Origin of the sequence: Bradyrhizobium sp. LA6.8, from assembly GCF_040547935.1 — a bacterium.
Lineage (GTDB): Bacteria > Pseudomonadota > Alphaproteobacteria > Rhizobiales > Xanthobacteraceae > Bradyrhizobium > Bradyrhizobium barranii.
The window spans coordinates 669110-686841 of record NZ_JBEPQQ010000002.1 but is presented as its reverse complement, the minus strand read 5'-3'; the positions used below and the strand labels follow the sequence as shown (position 1 = coordinate 686841).

Here is a 17732-nt window from a genome sequence, read left to right as displayed (position 1 = left end):
TGGGCCCGTATGGTGCGAAGGGCGGGGGCCACAGCTCCTTCGCTTTCTCGAACTGGCAGGCTCGTCACGCCACCGCGCGCTGGCGATACATCGCCTCGATCTCGGCAGCGTAGCGCTTGTTCACGAAGCCGCGCTTCAGCTTCATGGTCGGCGTCAGCTCCTCGTCCTCCGGGGTCAACTGGCGCTCGATCAGGTAAAATCTCTTGATGGTCTCGACGCGGGCGAAATTTCCGTTGACGCCTTCGATCTCGCGCCAGATCAGGTCCTGGATCTCCGCCGCGCGGCACAGGCTCGCATAATTGGTAAAGGGGATGTCGTGGTCCTGGGCGAACTTCTCGACATTCTCCTGGTCGATCATCACGAGGCAGGTGAGATAAGGCCGCTTGTCGCCGATCACCACGGCATCCGAGATGTAGGGCGAGAATTTGAGCTGGTTCTCGATCTCGGACGGCGTGACGTTCTTTCCGCCGGAGGTGATGATGAGGTCCTTCATCCGGTCGGTGATGCGGACAAAACCTTCGTTGTCGATGGTGCCGACGTCGCCGGTGTGCAGCCAGCCGCGATGGTCGATGGTCTCGGCGGTCTTCTCGGGCTGATTCAGATAGCCCATGAACAGGAAGTCGCCCTTGATCAGGATCTCGCCATCGGGCGACAGCGCGACCTCTCCCCAGGACACGGCGGTGCCGACCGAGCCGAGCTTGATGCGAACCGCCGGCATCATGGTCGCGACGCCGCAATTCTCGGTCTGGCCATAGACCTCGTGCATGTCGATGCCGAGCGCGAGATACCAGCGGATCAGCTCCGGCGCGATCGGCGCAGCGCCGGTGAACGCGATGCGGCAGCGGTCGAGCCCCATCATGCGGCGGATGTTGCGGAACGCGAGCCGGTAGGCGATGCCGTTGGCGATGCGCAGCGAGAGCGGCGGCGCCCTGTCCTCGATCCGGCAATCGACCATGCGATAGCCGACCTTGATGGCGCGGCGATAGACCCATTGCTGCAGCGGCGTCGCGTCCTTCAGCGCGATGGTGATCGCGGAATAGAACTTCTCCCAGATGCGAGGCACCGCAAAGAAGACGGTCGGCTGCACCTCGCGCAGATTGTCCGGCACCGTCTCCGGGCTCTCGGCGAAATTCATCACCGAGCCGAGTGCAACCGAGATGTAGTAGCCGGCGACCCGCTCGGCGACGTGGCAGAGCGGAAGGAAGATCAGCCGGTCTTCGTCCTCCCGCGCCGAGATGAAATCGTTGGCATGCCGCATCTGGTGCGTGACGCTGCGGTTGGCGTGCATCGCGCCCTTGGGCGGACCGGTGGTGCCCGAGGTGTAGACGAGGATGACAAGGTCGTCCGCGCTGCGGCTGTCGATCATCTCCTGCCACAGCGCCTCACGGCCGACCATGTGGTTGCGGCCGAGCGCACGGAACTCGTCGAGCGACATCACCATGTCGTCGGAGAAGCAGCTGAGGCCCTCCATGTCGAACACGATGATCTTTTGCAGGGACGGACAGCGCGCGCGGCAGGCGAGCACCTTGTCGAGCTGCTCCTCGTCCTCTGCAAAGATCACCCTGGTCCCGGAATCGTTGACCAGATATTCGACCTGGGACGATGCATCGGTCGGATAGATTCCAGAGGAAACACCGCCGGCGCACAAAATCCCCATGTCGGCATGAACCCATTCCGGCACGGCATTGGCGATGACGGAGGCGACGTCGCCGGGCAGAAAGCCGGAGGCGCGAAGCGCGTAGGCGATCTCCTTCGAGATCTCAAGCCACTCGCGCCAGCTGGTCGGCTGCCAGATGCCGAATTTCTTCTCGCGGATAGCCGGCCTGTCGCCCCGCGTCTCGGCGGCGCGCAAGAAGCTCTTCGCGATCGTATCAGCGACCGTCAGCACCGCCGGTCGGGCCATGCGCGTCTCCTCCTTGTCGCTCTCCCCTCCGCTGCCTGCCTTGCCGGCGGTCTGTCGTTGCGGATGGGCCAATCCATTTAACGCCTTCCCCTAGCGCCAAGTCTTCTTCTTTTTCCAGCGCCGCTCGCCTCGCGCGCCCGCTTCCTTGGCGCCGAGGTAGAATTCCTGGATGTCCTGGGAATGCATCAAGCGGTCGCAGGTGTCGTTCATCACGACGCGGCCGATCTCCAGCACGTAGCCGTAATGCGCCGTCTCCAGCGCCACCTTGGCATTCTGCTCGACCAGCAGGATCGACATGCCCTGCTCCTCGTTGACGCGGCGGATGATGGTGAAAATCTCCTTCACCAGCAGCGGCGACAGGCCGAGCGAGGGCTCGTCGAGCAGCAGCAAGGTCGGCCGATTCATCAGCGCACGCCCGATCGCGAGCATCTGCTGCTCGCCGCCGGAAAGCTGGCCGGCCGGCTGGTTGATGCGCTCCTTCAGACGCGGGAAATAGCCGTAGACGCGCTCCAGATCCTCCGCGACGCCATCACGATCCCGGCGCGGATACGCCCCCATCATCAGGTTCTCGCGCACCGAGAGGAACGGGAACACCTCGCGCCCCTCCGGCACATGGCTGAGGCCGAGCCGCACGATCCGGTCCGCCTCCATGCGCTGGATCGACTTGCCCATGAATTCGATCGTGCCCTTCTGCGGATCCAGAATGCCCGAGATCGTCTTCAGCACCGTGGTCTTGCCGGCGCCGTTGGCGCCAAGCAGGGTGACGATGCGGCCGCGCGGCACCTCCAGCGAGATGCCGCGGATCGCCATGATCGGCCCGTAATAGCTTTCGATGTTGGAGAGTTTTAAGATGATGTCGGGCGTGACGGCGGCATCCATGCGTCAGGCTCCCAGATACGCGGCGACGACATCGGGATGCTGCTGCACCTCGGCGGGCGAGCCCATCGCCAGCACCCGGCCATAGTTCAGCGCGATGACGCGATCGGAGACGCGGTTGACCAGCGACATGTCGTGTTCGACCATCAGCACGGTGACGCCGAGCTCGTTCTTCATGTCGCGGATCCAGAAAGACATGTCGCCGGTCTCCTCGACGTTGAGGCCGGAGGACGGCTCGTCGAGCAGGATCAGTTTCGGCTCCGAGCACAGTGCGCGCGCCAGCTCGATCACCTTGCGCACGCCGTAGGGCAGGCCGGAGATCAGCTTGTCGCGATAGGGTTCGAGATCGAGGAACTCGATCACCTGCTCGACCCTGCGGCGATGCACCTTCTCGTTCGCCCGCACGCTCGGCAGGAACAGCAGTTCCTGCCAGAGCCGGGTGGTCGAGTGCCGGTGGCGGCCGACCAGAAGGTTGGAGAGCACGGTCGCGTTCTCGAACAGCTCGATGTTCTGGAAGGTTCGCGCGATGCCGAGCCTTGCGATGTCGTAGGGCGGCTGCTCCGTGATGTCATGGTCTTCGAAGAAGATGCGGCCCGTGGTCGGCCGGTAGATCCGCGAGATCAGGTTGAAGATCGAGCTCTTGCCGGCACCGTTCGGTCCGATGATCGAGAGGATCTCGCCCTTCTCGACCGCGAAGGATACCGCATCGACCGCCTTCAGCCCTCCGAAATGCAGCGACAGGTTCTCCGCGCGAAAATAGCTCATCGGTTGCGCTCCGACTTCACGTAGATCTTCTGACGCTTGAAGGTGGCGCGCTTGTAGAGCGGAAACAGCTGGAAGAAGAGCTTGATCTTGAGCCAGCGGCCGTAGAGCCCGAGCGGCTCGAACAGCACAAACAGCACGATGATGATGCCGTAGATCGCACCCTTCAATCCGTTGAGCGAGGCGAAGGCCGCGACCTTGGACTGGATATTGCCCGCAGTCGCCGAGCCCGCCCCGAACGTTGCGGCGATGCCGGCGATGATGCCGGGCAAGTCGTCCTTCAGATAGGTCAGGAACGGGTCGATCATCACGATGAAGATCGCGCCCAGCACCGCGCCGTGCAGGCTGAAGGTGCCGCCGATCAGGATCACGATGATGAACTCGATCGAGAGCTGGAGCGTGAACATCTCCGGCGAGATGAAGGAGAGCTTGTGCGCGAACAGCACGCCGGCAAAGCCGGTGATCGCCGCCGAGATCGCAAAGGACTTCACCTTATACAGCGCGACATTGACGCCCATGCTGCGCGCCGCGGTCTCGCTGTCGCGGATCGCGACGAAGGCGCGCCCCGTCGGCGAGCGCAAGAGATTGAGCGTGCCGACGATGGTCAAGACCAGCACGGCGAGGCAGAGGAAATAGAAAGTCGGGCTGTCGCGCGGGACCGTGACGCCGAGCAGTGACAGGGTCTTGACCCGCATGCCCTCGTTGCCGTTGGTGACGCTCTCCCAGCGCGCCAGGATCTCCTCGACGATCAGGGCAAAGGAGATGGTGGCGATGACGAGGTAGATGCCGGTCAGGCGCAGGGCGGGAAAGCCGACCATCGCGCCGATCAACCCGGTCAGGGCACCGGCAGCGAGGAAATAGACCGGGAACGGCACGTTGTATTTCTGCAAGTATGCCGCCGTGTAAGCGCCGATCGCGAGGAACGCGGCGTGACCGAGCGAGGCTTGCCCGGTAAAACCGGTCAGGATCAGAAGGCCGACGCCAACCGTCGCGTAGATGCAGACGAAGACGAGCTGGCTCATCAAATAGCTGGAGAGCACATAGGGCGCGATCAGCAGCAGCGCGAGCAGGATGCCGTAGGAGACGACGTAGCCCGAATGCGGGAACAGCTTGATGTCGTCCTCATAGTCGGTCTTGAACAGGAAGCGCATGGCGTTCAGACCTTCTTGCGGACGTGAAGGCCGAACAGGCCTTCAGGCTTCAAGAGTAGTACGGCAAGCAGCACGAGATAGGGCGCGACGTCCTTCCAGCCCTCCGCCAGATAGAAGCCGGCCATGCTTTCGATCACGCCGATCAGCACGCCGCCGACGACTGCGCCCGGGATCGAGCCGAAGCCGCCGAGGACTGCGGCGGGAAACGCCTTGAGGCCGAGCACGAGGCCGACATTGGAGTGGATGAACGTGATCGGCGCGAGCAGCACGCCGGCGCAGGTCGCGACCGCCGCGCTGATCGCCCAGACGACCGACACCACCCGCTTGACCGGGATGCCCATGTAATAGGCCGCCAGCATGTTCTCGGAACTGGCGCGCATCGCGGTGCCGAGCGTGGTCTTGTTGAAGAACAGCCAGAGCAGCGCGCAGAGGATCATCGTCGCGGCGATCACCGAGAGCTTGTCATAGGCCAACACCAGCGAGCCGACGCGTAGCACGCCGTGGCTGAACGGCGTCTCGATCTTCAGATCGTCGGTGCCCCAGATCATCCCGGCGACCGAGCGCAGGAAATAGCCGAGGCCGATGGTGGCCATGATGATGGAGAATTGCGGATAGCCGAGGATCGGCCGCACCACCACGCGCTCTGCCAGCATGCCGAACAACGCCATGGCAGCCACCGCACCGGCAAAGCCGATCCAGTAGTTCAGTCCCATCATGCCGATGAAGGTGAAGGCGAAGAAGCCGCCCAGCATCATCAAATCGCCCTGGGCGAAATTGACGACCTCGGTGGCCTTGTAGACGAGCACGAAGCCGAGCGCGATCAGGCCGTAGACGCAGCCGAGCGCAACACCGCTGACCAGCTGCTGAACGAAATCCAGCATCGCCGCGCTTCCTCCCGATACAACCGGCGGCTCTTCGCGACCGCCTTGCTGCATCTTGTGTCCAGTCGCTACGCGGTCGTTTCGCCGCGTTAGCGCCATTTGTCCCGGCGGCAATTCAGCCTGAACCGTCCAGCGCTGTCAACAAACGGTGACTTGCCATTAGTAGCAACCGGATGGCGGAATTTGTGGGCCGTAGATTCACGGTGCCGAAACATCTTGGGATCATGGTCGCGAGCGATGCAAAACCGGATGGTGTGGCCGTCATGAAGCCGGACAGATCGGCGCTGGAAGTCCTGGGGTTAACGAAGCGTTTTGACCGTCTGGCGGTCGATAGCCTCGATCTCACCATTCACGCCGGCGAATTCTATGCGCTGGTCGGCCCCAACGGCGCCGGCAAGACCACCACTTTGCGCATGGTCGCGGGCCTGTTGCGGCCCGACGCCGGCGCGGTCTCGATCTTCGGCATCGATGCGCTCGCAAATCCCGTCGCCGCCAAGCAGGTGATGGCGTGGGTCTCCGACGAGCCCATGATCTACGACAAGCTGACGCCGCTTGAGTACCTCGAATTCGTCGCCGGGCTCTGGGGCATCGCGCCGTCGGTCTCGGAACCGGTCGCGCAGGACCTCCTGACCTCGCTCGGGCTCGAGCCGCACCGGCACGAACGCTGCGAAGGCTTTTCCAAGGGTATGCGCCAGAAGGTCGCTCTCGCCGGCGCGCTGGTGCACGATCCCCGCCTCATCATCCTCGACGAACCGCTGACCGGCCTCGATGCCGTTTCCGCCCGCCACGTGAAGGGACTGCTGAGCGAGCGCGTCCGCGCCGGCTGCACTGTCATCATGACCACGCATATTCTCGAGGTTGCCGAACGCATGGCCGATCGCATCGGCGTGATCGCCTCGGGCCGTCTGGTCGCCGAGGGTACGCTGACCGAGTTGCGCCAGCAGAACGGCCATGCCGACACCAGCCTGGAAGATCTCTTCATCGCGCTGGTGACGCTTCCGGAAGCCGCATGAGCTCGGCAACCGCGCTGTCCTGGTTTGCCCGCCACGAGCTCCGGCTCGCCTGGCGCGAATGGTTCGCCATGATGACCGGCGGGCGGCGCAAGCGGGCGCGCGCCGCAATGATCGGCCTGCTGTTCTTCGCGGCCCTCCTACACGTACCGGCCTGGGCTGTGATCGGCCGCTTCGCCGACCTGCAGCTGCCGCTCGACAAATCCTCGCTGATCGTGATCTCGGCGACGATCTTTCTCGCCTGGACGCTGATGCTGTCGCAGGCGATCGAATCGGTGACGCGGGTGTTTTACGCCCGCGCCGATCTCGACCTGATCATGTCCTCGCCCGCGATGCTGGCCAATCTGTTCTCGGTGCGCATCGCCGCGATCGCACTGGCCGTCACCGTGATGGCGCTGCTGTTCTCGACGCCGTTCATCGACGTGCTGGTGATCGGCGGCGGCGCGCGCTGGCTCGCGGCGTTCGGCGTCGTCGTCGCCATGGGCCTCTCGGCCGCGGCGATCGCGATCGCCATCACCATCCTGCTGTTCCGCCTGATCGGCCCGGCGCGCACGCGCTTCGTCGCCCAGGTCCTCGCCGCGATGATCGGCGCCGGCTTCGTGATCGCGCTCCAGGTCGCCGCGATCATGTCCTATGGCACGCTGTCGCGCTTCACCATCCTGACCTCGGGGAGCTTCGCCGCCTACGCGCCCGACGTCGACAGCATCTGGTGGTGGCCGGCGCGGGCGGCCATGGGCGACAGCGAGGCGCTGCTGCTGCTCCTCGCGCTCGGGCTCGTGCTGCTCGGCAGCGTGATGGCGGTCTTCTCGCACCGCTTTGCCGATACCGCAATCGATGCCGCCGCTTACGGCGCCTCCGGCAGCAAGGCCGCGAAGCAGCGCCCGTTCCGCGGCGGATCGCGGCAACAGGCGCTGCGGCGCAAGGAATTTTCGCTGCTCTGGCGCGATCCCTGGCTGATCTCGCAGACGCTGATGCAGCTGCTCTATCTGGTGCCGCCGGCGCTGCTGCTCTGGCGCAACTTTGCCGACAGCTCCGCGGCGCTGACGCTGATCACACCCGTCATCGTGATGGCGGCGGGACAGCTCGCGGGCGGACTCGCCTGGCTGACGATCTCGGGCGAGGACGCCCCCGACCTGGTCGCGACCGCGCCGCTGACGCCGTCCAGCGTCATCCGCGCCAAGATCGAGGTGGTGCTGATCGCCATCGCCGCCATCTTCTGCCCGCTGGTCGCAGCACTCGCTTTCGCCTCGCCGTTCCAGGCCGCGGTCAGTGCCGGCGCTGTCATCATCAGCGCGGCGTCCGCGACTGCGATCCAGCTCTGGTTCCGGGTGCAGGCCCGGCGCAGCCAATTCCGCCGCCGCCAGACTTCGTCGCGGCTCGCGACCTTCGCTGAAGCCTTCTCCTCGATCGGCTGGGCCGCCAGCGCAGCGCTGCTGCTCGCCCTCCCCATCGCCGGCCTCATCAGCGGCCTGATCACCGCCAGCCTCATCGCCATCACCTGGAAGTTCAGCCCAAGGCGCAACTAGAAAGCCGGGAGTAAGGCTGCGACACTGACGCGCTGTTGATCGCGGCCTATTGGCCACGCGCTGCATTGCACGCTACAATTCTTCCGAAGTCATCGGGGACGGATTCATGCGGCGACTGGTCTCAGCGGCTCTGGCGCTGTTCGGCGCATTCCTCTCTCCTGCTCTCGCCCAGCAGCAACCTCAGCGGAGCGAATGCCTGGCGATGGCAAACGGCGCGCCCCGCGCAATGCCGGCCGCCTTCCGGCAGGCCGCAGGCTCGGCTGAAGTCCAGATCACCTATGCCGGCCATTCCACCTATTTCATCGACACGCCCGGCGGCCTGCGCATCGCGACCGACTACAGCGGCGCCTACCAGGTCGGACGTCTGCCCGATGTCGTCACCATGAACCGGGCGCACAGCACCCACTACTCTTTATTTCCCGACAAGCGCATTCCCCATGTGCTGCATGGCTGGGGCGAGGACGGCAAGCCGGCCGTCGTGTCGGAGCGCATCGGCGACACCTTCATCCGCAACGTCACGACCGATATCCGCCGCTATTTCGGTGACGATTCCGGCACCGACATGATCCGCGACGGCAACTCGATCTTCATCTTCGAGGTCGCCGGCCTCTGCATCGGCCATCTCGGCCATCTCCACCACAAGCTCGACGAAACCCATTTCGCCCAGATCGGGCGGCTCGACATCGTGATGGTGCCGATCGACGGCACCTACACCATGTCGCTCGACGGCGTCTCCGAGATCACCAAGCGGCTGCGCGCCTCGGTGGTGTTGCCGATGCACCGCTTCGCCACCCCGCTCGACGAGTTCATGCACCTCATCGGCCGGCAGTTCGAGATCGACCGGCGCAGCGAGCGTTCCTTCCGGATGTCGCGGGACGCGCTGCCGACGACGCCGACGGTCATCATCCTCGACGGCGTCTGACGCGCAATTTTCTCCAAGTCGATTGCCGGTCGGTCGTGCTGATCTCCTGACGACAGGAGATCGACATGACCGACTTTGCCAGACTTTTGCACGCGGACGGACCGAACCCCGAGCACGCGGCGGCGCTCCAGCTCTACGGCCGCTTCGTCGGCGACTGGGATGCCGGGATCACCGCTCATGGCCCCGATGGAACCAAGCACACCGCGCCCGGCGAAATCCATTTCGGCTGGGTGCTGGAAGGCCGCGCCGTTCAGGATGTCTGGATCATTCCCCGCCCCGCGGCTGCGCCGGCGTTTCCGATCGCCGGCAATTGGTACGGCACGACGCTGCGGGTCTACGACCCCTCCATGTCCGCGTGGCGGATTTCCTGGTTCGATCCCGGTCGTAGCGTGTTCCGCCAGCAGATCGGCCGCCCGCGCGGCGCGGACATCGTGCAGGAAGGCGCGACCGATGCGGGCGACCTGACACGCTGGAGTTTCACAGAGATTACCGATGATTCCTTCCATTGGCTCGGCGAAGTGAAGCCGGCAGCCGCCGCCGATTGGCGGCTTGTGGTCGATGTGAGGGCGAAGCGGCGCAAGGGCTAACGACGGCGCCGCTGTGCTCGCGATGACGGGTGCGGTTGCGCAGCACGCGCAGCTGGATGCGAAGACGAGGTGCTAGGCTCCCCCCACAAAAAACATGAGGGAGCGAATGCCGATGGCTGCAAGCGGTGTGCCCGCCAACACGAGCGGGCTATTCGTCGAGCCGCGCGAGGACTGGCTCGCGCAATATCAGGAGGAGATCATCGATCCCTTGCGGCCGATCGTCGATCCTCATCACCATCTCTGGAATCGCGGGCAGCGCTATCTGATCGACGAGATGGCGGCCGATATTGCCTCCGGGCACAACATCATCGCCACCGTCTATGTCGACTGCCGTTCGATGTATCGCGCGCACGGGCCCGAGGCATTCCGGCCGGTCGGCGAAGTCGAGTTCGCCAACGGCGTCGCCGCCATGAGCGCAAGCGGCGGCTACGGCACGGCCGCGATCTGCGCCGGCATCGTCAGCCACGTGAACCTGCTGCTGGGCGATGCCGCCAAGCCGGTGCTGGAAGCCGAGATCGCGGCGGGCAACGGCCGCTTCCGCGGCATCAGGCATTCCTCGGCCTGGGACGAAGACCCTGTCGTCGCCGGCATGTATGTCAACCGGCCGAAGGGGTTGTTGCAGGATCCGATCTTCCGCAAGGGCTTTGCCTGCCTCGCACCGCTGAACCTGAGCTTCGATGCCTGGCTGTTTCACCCGCAGATCGGCGAGCTGACTGAGCTCGCGCGCGCCTTTCCTGACACCAAAATCGTGCTCGACCATTGCGGCGGCCCGGCCGGCGTCGGTCGCTTTGCCGGACGGCGCGAAGAGGTGTTTCCGCAATGGCGCGCCTCGATCCAAGAGATCGCGAAGTGCGAGAATGTCTCGGTGAAACTCGGTGGGCTCGCGATGTGCCTGCTCGGCTATGACTTCCATCTGCGCGCGAAGCCGCCGTCATCGGAGGAGCTTGCCGCGGCCTGGCGGCCTTATGTCGAGACTTGCATCGAGGCGTTCGGCCCCAAGCGCGCGATGTTCGAGAGCAATTTCCCGCCGGACAAGGGCCAGTGCAGCTACCAGGTGATCTTCAACGCGTTCAAGCGTATCGCCGCCCCCTTGAGCGAGGCCGAGAAGACCGCGCTGTTCTCGCGGACTGCGAGCGATGTCTACCGGCTCGAACTGCCGTCATGACGAGAAGAGGGGCCGGGATGTTGGTCCCGGCCCCTCTTCCGTCGTGGCCGCTGGGAAGCGTCCTTGGATATGTTTGAACTCTAGCCAGCCCCCAACAGCGAGGCGGGGCGGCGCTCGCCGGCGGAGACGAACATCCGCTTGAGCTTGTTGACGACGCGGATCAGGAATCCGATCATCACGGGATTGGTCTTGCGGCAGAAGGCGATCTTCTTGACGTGGCCTTCGACATGCCATTTGGCATGCGCGCCGTCGCGGAAGAAAATGACGTCGCCGGGGCCATAGCGCTTCGGCGGCATACCGTCGCTTTCGAGCACGATCGATCCTTCCATGATCATGATCGTCTCGTCGATGTCGTAGTACCAGTTGAAGCGGCCTTCGGTGCACTGCCAGATGATGGTCGAGGCGGTGCCATCCGCGCTGGTGGACAGGATGTGCGAGCGCGACACCGGATTGCCTTCGATAATCCAGGACGGCTCGATCGGCCGCAGCTCGAGATCCACGTTGCAACTACTGATTTCAATCAATGACGGCGACATCTGCTTCCCCAGGGAATAAAATATGTATGGCCGGGTCTGGGCCCGGATTGTTTCCAAAGATGTTGGAACGCTAGTAGCCGGTTTTTAATTCTTTCTTACGCAGGCGCCGACAATCAGCCGCAAGTTGCAGTGCGAAGAGGTTAACGTCGGGATTTGCCTGCAAATTCGCGCACATGAACCCATCTTTTCCGGGGTGCGACAAAGTGCGCGAAAGTGACCAGCGAAGGAGTCCGCACCGATGCCCCTCACCCCGGAGGTTCTGACAGCCCAAGGCGAGGTCGTCGCTTGGCTCGGCAGCCTCGATGTTTCCTTCGCAGCCGAAGAGGAGCCCTGGTTCACCATCGACGGCGTCGAAAACCCCCGGCAGATCGGCAGCGACGGCTGCGGGGGCACCTTCGTGCTGCTGCCATCGCGGAATGTGCTCTACGTCTCATCGGAGGGCCGCGCTGGAATTATCGCCGGCACGTTCGAGGCCTTCATCCAGCTCGTTGTCGCCCGCCCCTACTGGCTGGACATCCTCAAATTCTCCGCCGGCGGCGATCTCGCAGAGATGCGGCGCGCGGCGGATGCGCTGGAGGCGACACTCGACGAGGAGGATGACGTCAACGCGGCCCGCGAGGAAATTCGCGGCAGCCTCGACCTGCCCGAGGCGGACGATCCCATCGGTGCGCTTTACGAGGCGGTCGCCACGTCCGACGCCATCGTGCGGGCCACCGACGGCAGCCCGTTCACGACGCTGTTCAACCGCTTCAGCATCGACAACAACCGGATGCTGCGCAACGCGGCGGCGTGAGAGCACGTGACGCCAGCGCTGGGGCTTGAACCTTCCACCATCATCGTCATGGCCGGGCTTGTCCCGGCCATCCACGCCTAGCGGCACAAAGAACGTGGATGCCCGGGACAAGCCCGGGCATAACGAGCAGCAGCGGACTACTTCGCCCACTCGCCCTTGCGGAACACCGGCACCTTGCTGCCGTCGGCGAGAATGCCGTCGATGTCGGTCTCGGCAGAGCCGATCATCCAGTCGATATGGATCAGGCTCTGGTTGCCGCCTTGCGCGGCGATCTGCTGCGGCGTCAGCTGCGCGCCGTTGACGAAGCATTTCGAATAGCACTGGCCGAGCGCGATGTGCGAGGCCGCGTTCTCGTCGAACAGCGTGTTGTAGAACAACAGCCCGCTCTGCGAGATCGGCGAGGAATGCGGCACCAGTGCCACCTCGCCGAGACGCCGCGCGCCTTCGTCGGTGTCGAGCACCTTGTTCAGCACCTCCGCGCCGCGCGAGGCCTTTGCGTCGACGATCCTGCCGTCCTCGAAGCGCACCGCGATGTTGTCGATCAGCGTGCCCTGGTAGGACAGCGGCTTCGAGCTCACGACATGGCCAAAGACGCGCCGGCAGTGCGGCGTGGTGAAAACCTCTTCGGTCGGGATATTGGCGTTGCAACTGATGCCGTTCTTGGACAGCGAGGCGCCGCCCTCCCATTCATGTCCGTCGGCAAGCCCGATGGAGAGGTCGATCCCGGGACCTGAATATTGCAGCGCGCGAAAACGCTGGCCGTTGAGCCAGTTGGTACGCTCGCGCAGCACCGCGTTGTGGCTCGCCCAATTGCCCATCGCATCCTCGCGGTCGACGCGGGAGGCCGCGAAGATCGCGTCTGCCAGCTTGCCGATCGCAACGTCCTCGGGATCATCAGGGAAGACCTGCTTGGCCCATGACGGGCTCGGATAGGCGATGATGTTCCAGTTGGTGTCGAAATTGACGATTTTTTCCAGCGCCGGCTGATAGGCTATCGAATTGGCCTTGCTGGCGCGCGCCACCTTGGAAGGATCTTCGCCGGACAGCAGCATCGGATTGTCGCCGACGATGGCGAGCCGCGCGGTGTTGTCGGAGAACGCCTTGGCCATGCCCTCATAGAGCCAGTTGGCGGCACGATCGAAGCTGTTGTCCTGGCCGTGGCGGTAGCGCGCCAGCGTCATCTCCTCATCCGACAGGATCGGCGTCACGATACCGGCGCCGGCCTTGTAGGCGTGCACGGCGATCCGCCGCACCAGCGGCAGCGCGATCGCGGGCGCCGTCAAGAGCAGATCCTGTCCCGGCCGCAAGCCCAGGCCCACCTTCACCGCCACCTCGGCCAGCCGGTCGAGTTTCACGGGATCGATGGGAACGGCGGAATTGCGGTGATCAATCATGCGGGGTCCTCTGCCGAAGCTCTCTCGTTCAATCTAAGTCTAGCATCGCAAGGCGCAAGTGCGCGAGCGCCTTGCGACACGGAGAGATACGGAGTTTCGCGCATTTTGGTTTTCAACGCGTTGCCGATTTCAGCACCCGGTCGACCATGGCAGGCGCAAGGCCGAGGTAATTTTTCGGTGAAGTCAGCGCTTCGATCGTGGCACGGTCGATCCTGACGGAGACGCGGGCGTCGGACGAGAGCGCGTCCGCCAATGTCAGACCCTTCTCATTGGCGAGCCGGCAGGCATCATAGACCACGTCATGCGCCTCCTGCCGCCCGATCTGCGGCGCCAGCCCCATCATGACCGCTTCGGCCACGATCAGGCCGCGGCTGATGGCGAGATTGTCGTTCATCTTCCTTTCATCGACGATGAGGCCTGCGAGCGCAAACTTCGCCTGGTGCAGCGCGCCGGCGGTCAGCACGAAGCTTTCCGGGATCGCCATCCATTCGGCATGCCAGGGCCCGGTGGCGCGCTCGAAATCCTGCACCATCGCATCCAGCATCAGACCGGCATGCTGGCGCACCGCCTTGGACGCCGCGAGCATCAGCTCCGAGGAAATCGGGTTGCGCTTCTGCGGCATGGTCGAGGAGGCGCCGCGGCCCTTGACGAAGGGCTCGTAAACCTCGGCGAACTCGGTCGAGGCCATGATCATGATGTCGAGCGCGATCTTGCCGAGCGAGCCTGTGACGAGCGCGAGGAAGTTCACGGCCTCGGCAAAGCCGTCGCGCGCGACGTGCCAGGTCGAGGCGGGAACGCCGAGCTCGAGCTCGGCGCAGAGCGCCTCCTGCACCTCGAACCCCTTGCCGCCGAGCGAGGCCAGCGTTCCGGCGGCGCCGGCGAACTGTCCGACCAGCACGCGCGGCTTCAGTTGCACGAGCCGCTCGGCGTGGCGGTCGAACATCGCGAGCCAGATCGCGGTCTTGTAGCCGAACGTCACCGGCAGCGCCTGCTGGAGATGGGTGCGCCCGGCCATCGGCGTGTCGCGGTAGCGCTTCGAGAGGTCCGCGAGAATGTTTCGCAGCTCGGCGATGTCGCGCTCGACGATCCCGAGCGCGGCGCGCAATTGCAGCACCACCGCGGTATCCATGATGTCCTGCGTGGTCGCGCCCCAATGCACGTAGCGGCCAGCCTCGCCGCACTGCTTCACCATCTGATGCACCAGCGGCAGAATCGGATAGCCGACGATGTCGGTCTCCTGTCGCAGCAGATCGAAATCGAATGCGGCGACGTCGGTCCGCGCCGCGATCTGGTCGGCGGCTTCCTGCGGGATCACGCCGCACTTCGCCTCCGCCTTCGCCAGCGCCACCTCGACTTCGGCATAGCGCGCCACCAGCGCGACATCGGAAAACACCTCGCGGATCTCGGGCGTGCCGAAGGCGTCGCGGAACAGCATGGAATCGAGCACGGTTGTCGCGGCGGGAAAAGCGGGCATGGGCGTTTCTTTATGGTTGGTGTTTGTGTGGAGAGCAGCTTACGCGGGCCGCGCTGTTCGGCAATGGACATTCATGGCTCGCCACACATTCGATGTCGTACGACGATATTACGACGGCGCATCGCTCTATCCCCCCGTCATCCTGAGATGCGAAGCGTGCGACGCGCAGCGGCGCACGAAGGACCTCGAAGTGATGAGCGGCCGCGATGCAGCCGGGTTGTCGCCCTTCGAGGGCCGTGACAAGGCGGCCACTTCAGGGGGACGGGGATAAATTGTGCGCGCAGCAAGATCGGGCTAAGTGCGCAGCCCGCGACAGTCCACCAGACCCGCCACATTCTCATTCAAGTTGCATTCCTATCCGAAAACGGCATAGCAGCCATCACGCGATCGTGGTGAACCCGGCAGGCCGCTCAGCGGACTCACAGTCTTAGAGTCGAAATCCATTCTGATTTCATCATTGCCTGATGTCATTGCGAGGGTTGAGTTTTCGACGTGCAGTTTATGTTCCGGGACCACCTTCTCGACACCGACCGGCGCGAGCTGAGCCGCGAGCAGGTTCCCGTGGCCGTGGAGCCGCAGGTCTTCGACCTCGTCGTCCACCTCATGGAGAACCGCGACCGGGTGGTCAGCAAGGATGAGCTGATCGACAAGATCTGGCACGGGCGCAGCGTCTCCGAATCCACCCTGACCAGCCGGATCAACGCGGCGCGCAAGGCGATCGGCGACAGCGGCGCCAACCAGGCGCTGATCCGCACCATCGCGCGCAAGGGCTTTCGTTTCGTCGGCGCTGTCCAGACGCAGCGCGGCGCGGCCTTGCCGGAGCCGGGCCGTGTCGCCCAGGCGCCGCAGGCGGCGCTCGCGCTGCCCGACCGTCCCGCGATCGCCGTGCTGCCCTTCACCAATATGAGCGGCGACCGCGAGCAGGACTATTTCTCCGACGGCATCAGCGAGGACATCATCACGGCGCTGTCGAAGCTGCGCTGGTTCTTCGTCGTCGCCCGCAACTCTTCCTTCGTCTACAAGGGCCGCGCCGTTCACATGCACGAAGTCGCGCGCGAGCTCGGCGTACGCTATGTGCTCGAAGGCAGCGTGCGGCGCAGCGGCGATCGCCTGCGCATCTCGGCGCAGCTCAACGACGTCTCGACCGGCAGCCATCTCTGGGCCGAGCGTTACGACCGCGAGCTTGCCGACATCTTCGCCGTGCAGGACGAGATCACCGAGGCGATCGTCGCCGCGATCGAGCCGCAGCTCTATACCGCCGAAAGCTTTCGTGCCCAGCAGAAGCCACCGGGCAGCCTCGACGCCTGGGACCTCGTGATGCGTGCGCTGTCGCATTACTGGCGCATCACGCGCGAGGACAACGCCGCCGCGCAAGGACTGCTGGAACAGGCGACCGCGATCGATCCCGCCTATGGCAAGGCGCTGGGCCTGCTCGCGACCAGCCATATCTTCGGCGCGCATATGGGCTGGGCCGACATGGCCATGACCGTGCCGGTCGCCGAACGCGCGGCGCTCGCGGCGGTGGAAGCCGATCGCGAGGACGCCTGGGCCCATCACGGTCTGGCTTACACTTATTTGTTCCGCCGCCGCTTCGACGACGCGCTGGCTGAGTTCGAGCTGACGCTGCAACTCAATCCGAATTTTGCGATGGCGCACGCTTTCTACGGCGTGACGCTGTGCTACGCGGGGAGATGGCGAGACGGCGATGCCGCCGCACGCCGCGCGCTGCGGCTGAGCCCGCGCGATCCGCTCGCGGCGATCTATTGCGGCGTAGCCGCCTATGCCCAGTTCATCGGCCGCAACTATGAGGGCGCCGTGCAGATGGCGCGGGAATCGATGCGGCAGCGCGCCGATTTCGTCGGCGCCCATCGCGTGCTGACGGCCGCCGCCGGCATGTTGGGCGATCCTCAACTCGCGGCGTACGCGCTGCGGGGCCTGCAACGCACCCAGCCCGGCATCTCGCTGGCCTGGCTCACGCGCGAGCTGCCGATGCGGCGGGCAGAGGATCGCGAGCACTATCTGCAGGGGTTTCAGCGCGCGGGGATGAGGTAGACCCTGCTCACCCTCCCCTGGAGGGTCCGGGACGAGCGTAGCTCGCCCGTGGGTCGGCTCGTATCTGAGCGCAGCGAAGATGAGAGACGGGGTGGGGTGACGGTCTCTCCACAACGAAGACTGCCTGTGTGGAGAGATCACCTCACCCCGCTCGCGCTTCGCGCGATCGACCCTCCCCCTCCAGGGGAGGGTAAGTGCACCCTACTCCTGCATCATCTCGCCGCTGCCGCCGAACTCGGCCGGAAAGTCCTTCAGTTTCGGCAGGCCATCGCGCATCGGCAGCACCGTCTCGGCGTAGTTGACGTGAACACCGGGTGTGAATGCGAGCGTGGGGATGGTGGCGGTGAAGACGTCGATCAGGTCGAGCGGCGGGTGGTTGGTCATGAGATGACCGCCGCACTTCTTGCAATATTTGCGCTGGCTGAGCGGCGTCTTGGCAAAGGTCTCGACGTTCTGGGCGCCTTCGGTGATGCGCACGGCTTCCGGCTTCCACAGGCTGAAGGCATTCACCGGTCCGCCCGACCACGAGCGGCAGGAGCGGCAATGACAATAGCCCATCGCCGCCGGCTCGCCCGTGACCTCGATTGTGACCGCGCCACAGAAGCAGTTTCCGACATGTTTCATTGGGTCGTCTCCGTTGGATGAAGGTTGAAATTCCTCTCCCCGCTCCGGCTCGCCGATAAACCGGCAAAGGCGGATG

Annotated in this window: 16 protein-coding genes; 7 read left to right on the top strand and 9 right to left on the bottom strand. The window is 64.6% G+C overall.

The window, feature by feature from the left end:
* Positions 1–64: 64 nt before the first annotated feature.
* The 5 genes from ABIA90_RS10335 to ABIA90_RS10315 form a co-directional block, all read right to left on the bottom strand.
* Positions 65–1903 carry an AMP-dependent synthetase/ligase gene (locus ABIA90_RS10335; protein WP_354118737.1) on the bottom strand — a complete coding sequence of 613 codons (1839 nt, stop codon included), beginning with the start codon at positions 1901–1903 and terminating at the stop codon, positions 65–67.
* Positions 1904–1993: 90 nt separating this feature from the next.
* A complete protein-coding gene (locus ABIA90_RS10330) occupies positions 1994–2782 on the bottom strand; it encodes an ABC transporter ATP-binding protein (RefSeq protein ID WP_166077418.1) in 789 nt (262 codons plus the stop codon).
* A 3-nt stretch (positions 2783–2785) separates the two neighbouring features.
* On the bottom strand, positions 2786–3544 hold the full coding sequence (locus ABIA90_RS10325) for an ABC transporter ATP-binding protein (protein ID WP_354118736.1): 759 nt from the start codon (positions 3542–3544) through the stop codon (positions 2786–2788).
* Positions 3541–4692, bottom strand: a complete 1152-nt coding sequence (locus ABIA90_RS10320; RefSeq protein ID WP_071916858.1) for a branched-chain amino acid ABC transporter permease — start codon at positions 4690–4692, stop codon at positions 3541–3543. Before ABIA90_RS10320 ends, ABIA90_RS10325 begins: the two co-directional genes overlap by 4 nt.
* A gap of 5 nt (positions 4693–4697) precedes the next feature.
* Positions 4698–5573: a branched-chain amino acid ABC transporter permease gene (locus ABIA90_RS10315; protein WP_014498442.1), complete on the bottom strand. Its 876-nt coding sequence runs from the start codon at positions 5571–5573 to the stop codon at positions 4698–4700.
* Positions 5574–5836: 263 nt separating this feature from the next.
* Between ABIA90_RS10315 and ABIA90_RS10310 the strand changes: the two genes are divergently transcribed.
* The 5 genes from ABIA90_RS10310 to ABIA90_RS10290 all read left to right on the top strand — a co-directional run bounded on the left by ABIA90_RS10310 (position 5837) and on the right by ABIA90_RS10290 (position 10783).
* Positions 5837–6586: an ABC transporter ATP-binding protein gene (locus ABIA90_RS10310; protein ID WP_166353442.1), complete on the top strand. Its 750-nt coding sequence runs from the start codon at positions 5837–5839 to the stop codon at positions 6584–6586.
* Positions 6583–8109, top strand: coding sequence for a permease (locus tag ABIA90_RS10305; RefSeq protein ID WP_354113417.1), 1527 nt, complete (start codon positions 6583–6585; stop codon positions 8107–8109). The genes ABIA90_RS10310 and ABIA90_RS10305 overlap by 4 nt, the downstream gene beginning before the upstream one ends.
* A gap of 106 nt (positions 8110–8215) precedes the next feature.
* Positions 8216–9031: an MBL fold metallo-hydrolase gene (locus ABIA90_RS10300; RefSeq protein ID WP_354118735.1), complete on the top strand. Its 816-nt coding sequence runs from the start codon at positions 8216–8218 to the stop codon at positions 9029–9031.
* 65 nt (positions 9032–9096) lie between these two features.
* Entirely contained in the window at positions 9097–9618 is a 522-nt protein-coding gene (locus ABIA90_RS10295) for a hypothetical protein (protein ID WP_354118734.1), read from the top strand.
* 112 nt (positions 9619–9730) lie between these two features.
* Positions 9731–10783 carry an amidohydrolase family protein gene (locus ABIA90_RS10290; protein WP_354118733.1) on the top strand — a complete coding sequence of 351 codons (1053 nt, stop codon included), beginning with the start codon at positions 9731–9733 and terminating at the stop codon, positions 10781–10783.
* Between the two features lie 80 nt (positions 10784–10863).
* On the opposite strand, the gene ABIA90_RS10285 is transcribed toward ABIA90_RS10290, so the two are convergent.
* The gene (locus tag ABIA90_RS10285) at positions 10864–11319 is read right to left on the bottom strand and encodes a cupin domain-containing protein (protein WP_028157215.1); all 456 of its coding nucleotides are present in this window, start codon (positions 11317–11319) and stop codon (positions 10864–10866) included.
* A 238-nt stretch (positions 11320–11557) separates the two neighbouring features.
* On the opposite strand from ABIA90_RS10285, the gene ABIA90_RS10280 reads away from it, so the two are divergent.
* Positions 11558–12112, top strand: coding sequence for a hypothetical protein (locus ABIA90_RS10280; RefSeq protein WP_354118732.1), 555 nt, complete (start codon positions 11558–11560; stop codon positions 12110–12112).
* A 137-nt stretch (positions 12113–12249) separates the two neighbouring features.
* On the opposite strand, the gene ABIA90_RS10275 is transcribed toward ABIA90_RS10280, so the two are convergent.
* Positions 12250–13506, bottom strand: coding sequence for an aminopeptidase (locus ABIA90_RS10275; RefSeq protein WP_166077245.1), 1257 nt, complete (start codon positions 13504–13506; stop codon positions 12250–12252).
* A 112-nt stretch (positions 13507–13618) separates the two neighbouring features.
* Positions 13619–14980: a 3-carboxy-cis,cis-muconate cycloisomerase gene (pcaB, locus tag ABIA90_RS10270; RefSeq protein WP_354118731.1), complete on the bottom strand. Its 1362-nt coding sequence runs from the start codon at positions 14978–14980 to the stop codon at positions 13619–13621.
* A 492-nt stretch (positions 14981–15472) separates the two neighbouring features.
* Between pcaB and ABIA90_RS10265 the strand changes: the two genes are divergently transcribed.
* Complete coding sequence (locus ABIA90_RS10265; RefSeq protein ID WP_354118730.1) at positions 15473–17032, top strand: winged helix-turn-helix domain-containing protein; 1560 nt, start codon at positions 15473–15475, stop codon at positions 17030–17032.
* A gap of 201 nt (positions 17033–17233) precedes the next feature.
* On the opposite strand, the gene ABIA90_RS10260 is transcribed toward ABIA90_RS10265, so the two are convergent.
* Positions 17234–17656, bottom strand: coding sequence for a GFA family protein (locus ABIA90_RS10260; RefSeq protein ID WP_028148676.1), 423 nt, complete (start codon positions 17654–17656; stop codon positions 17234–17236).
* Positions 17657–17732: the final 76 nt, after the last annotated feature.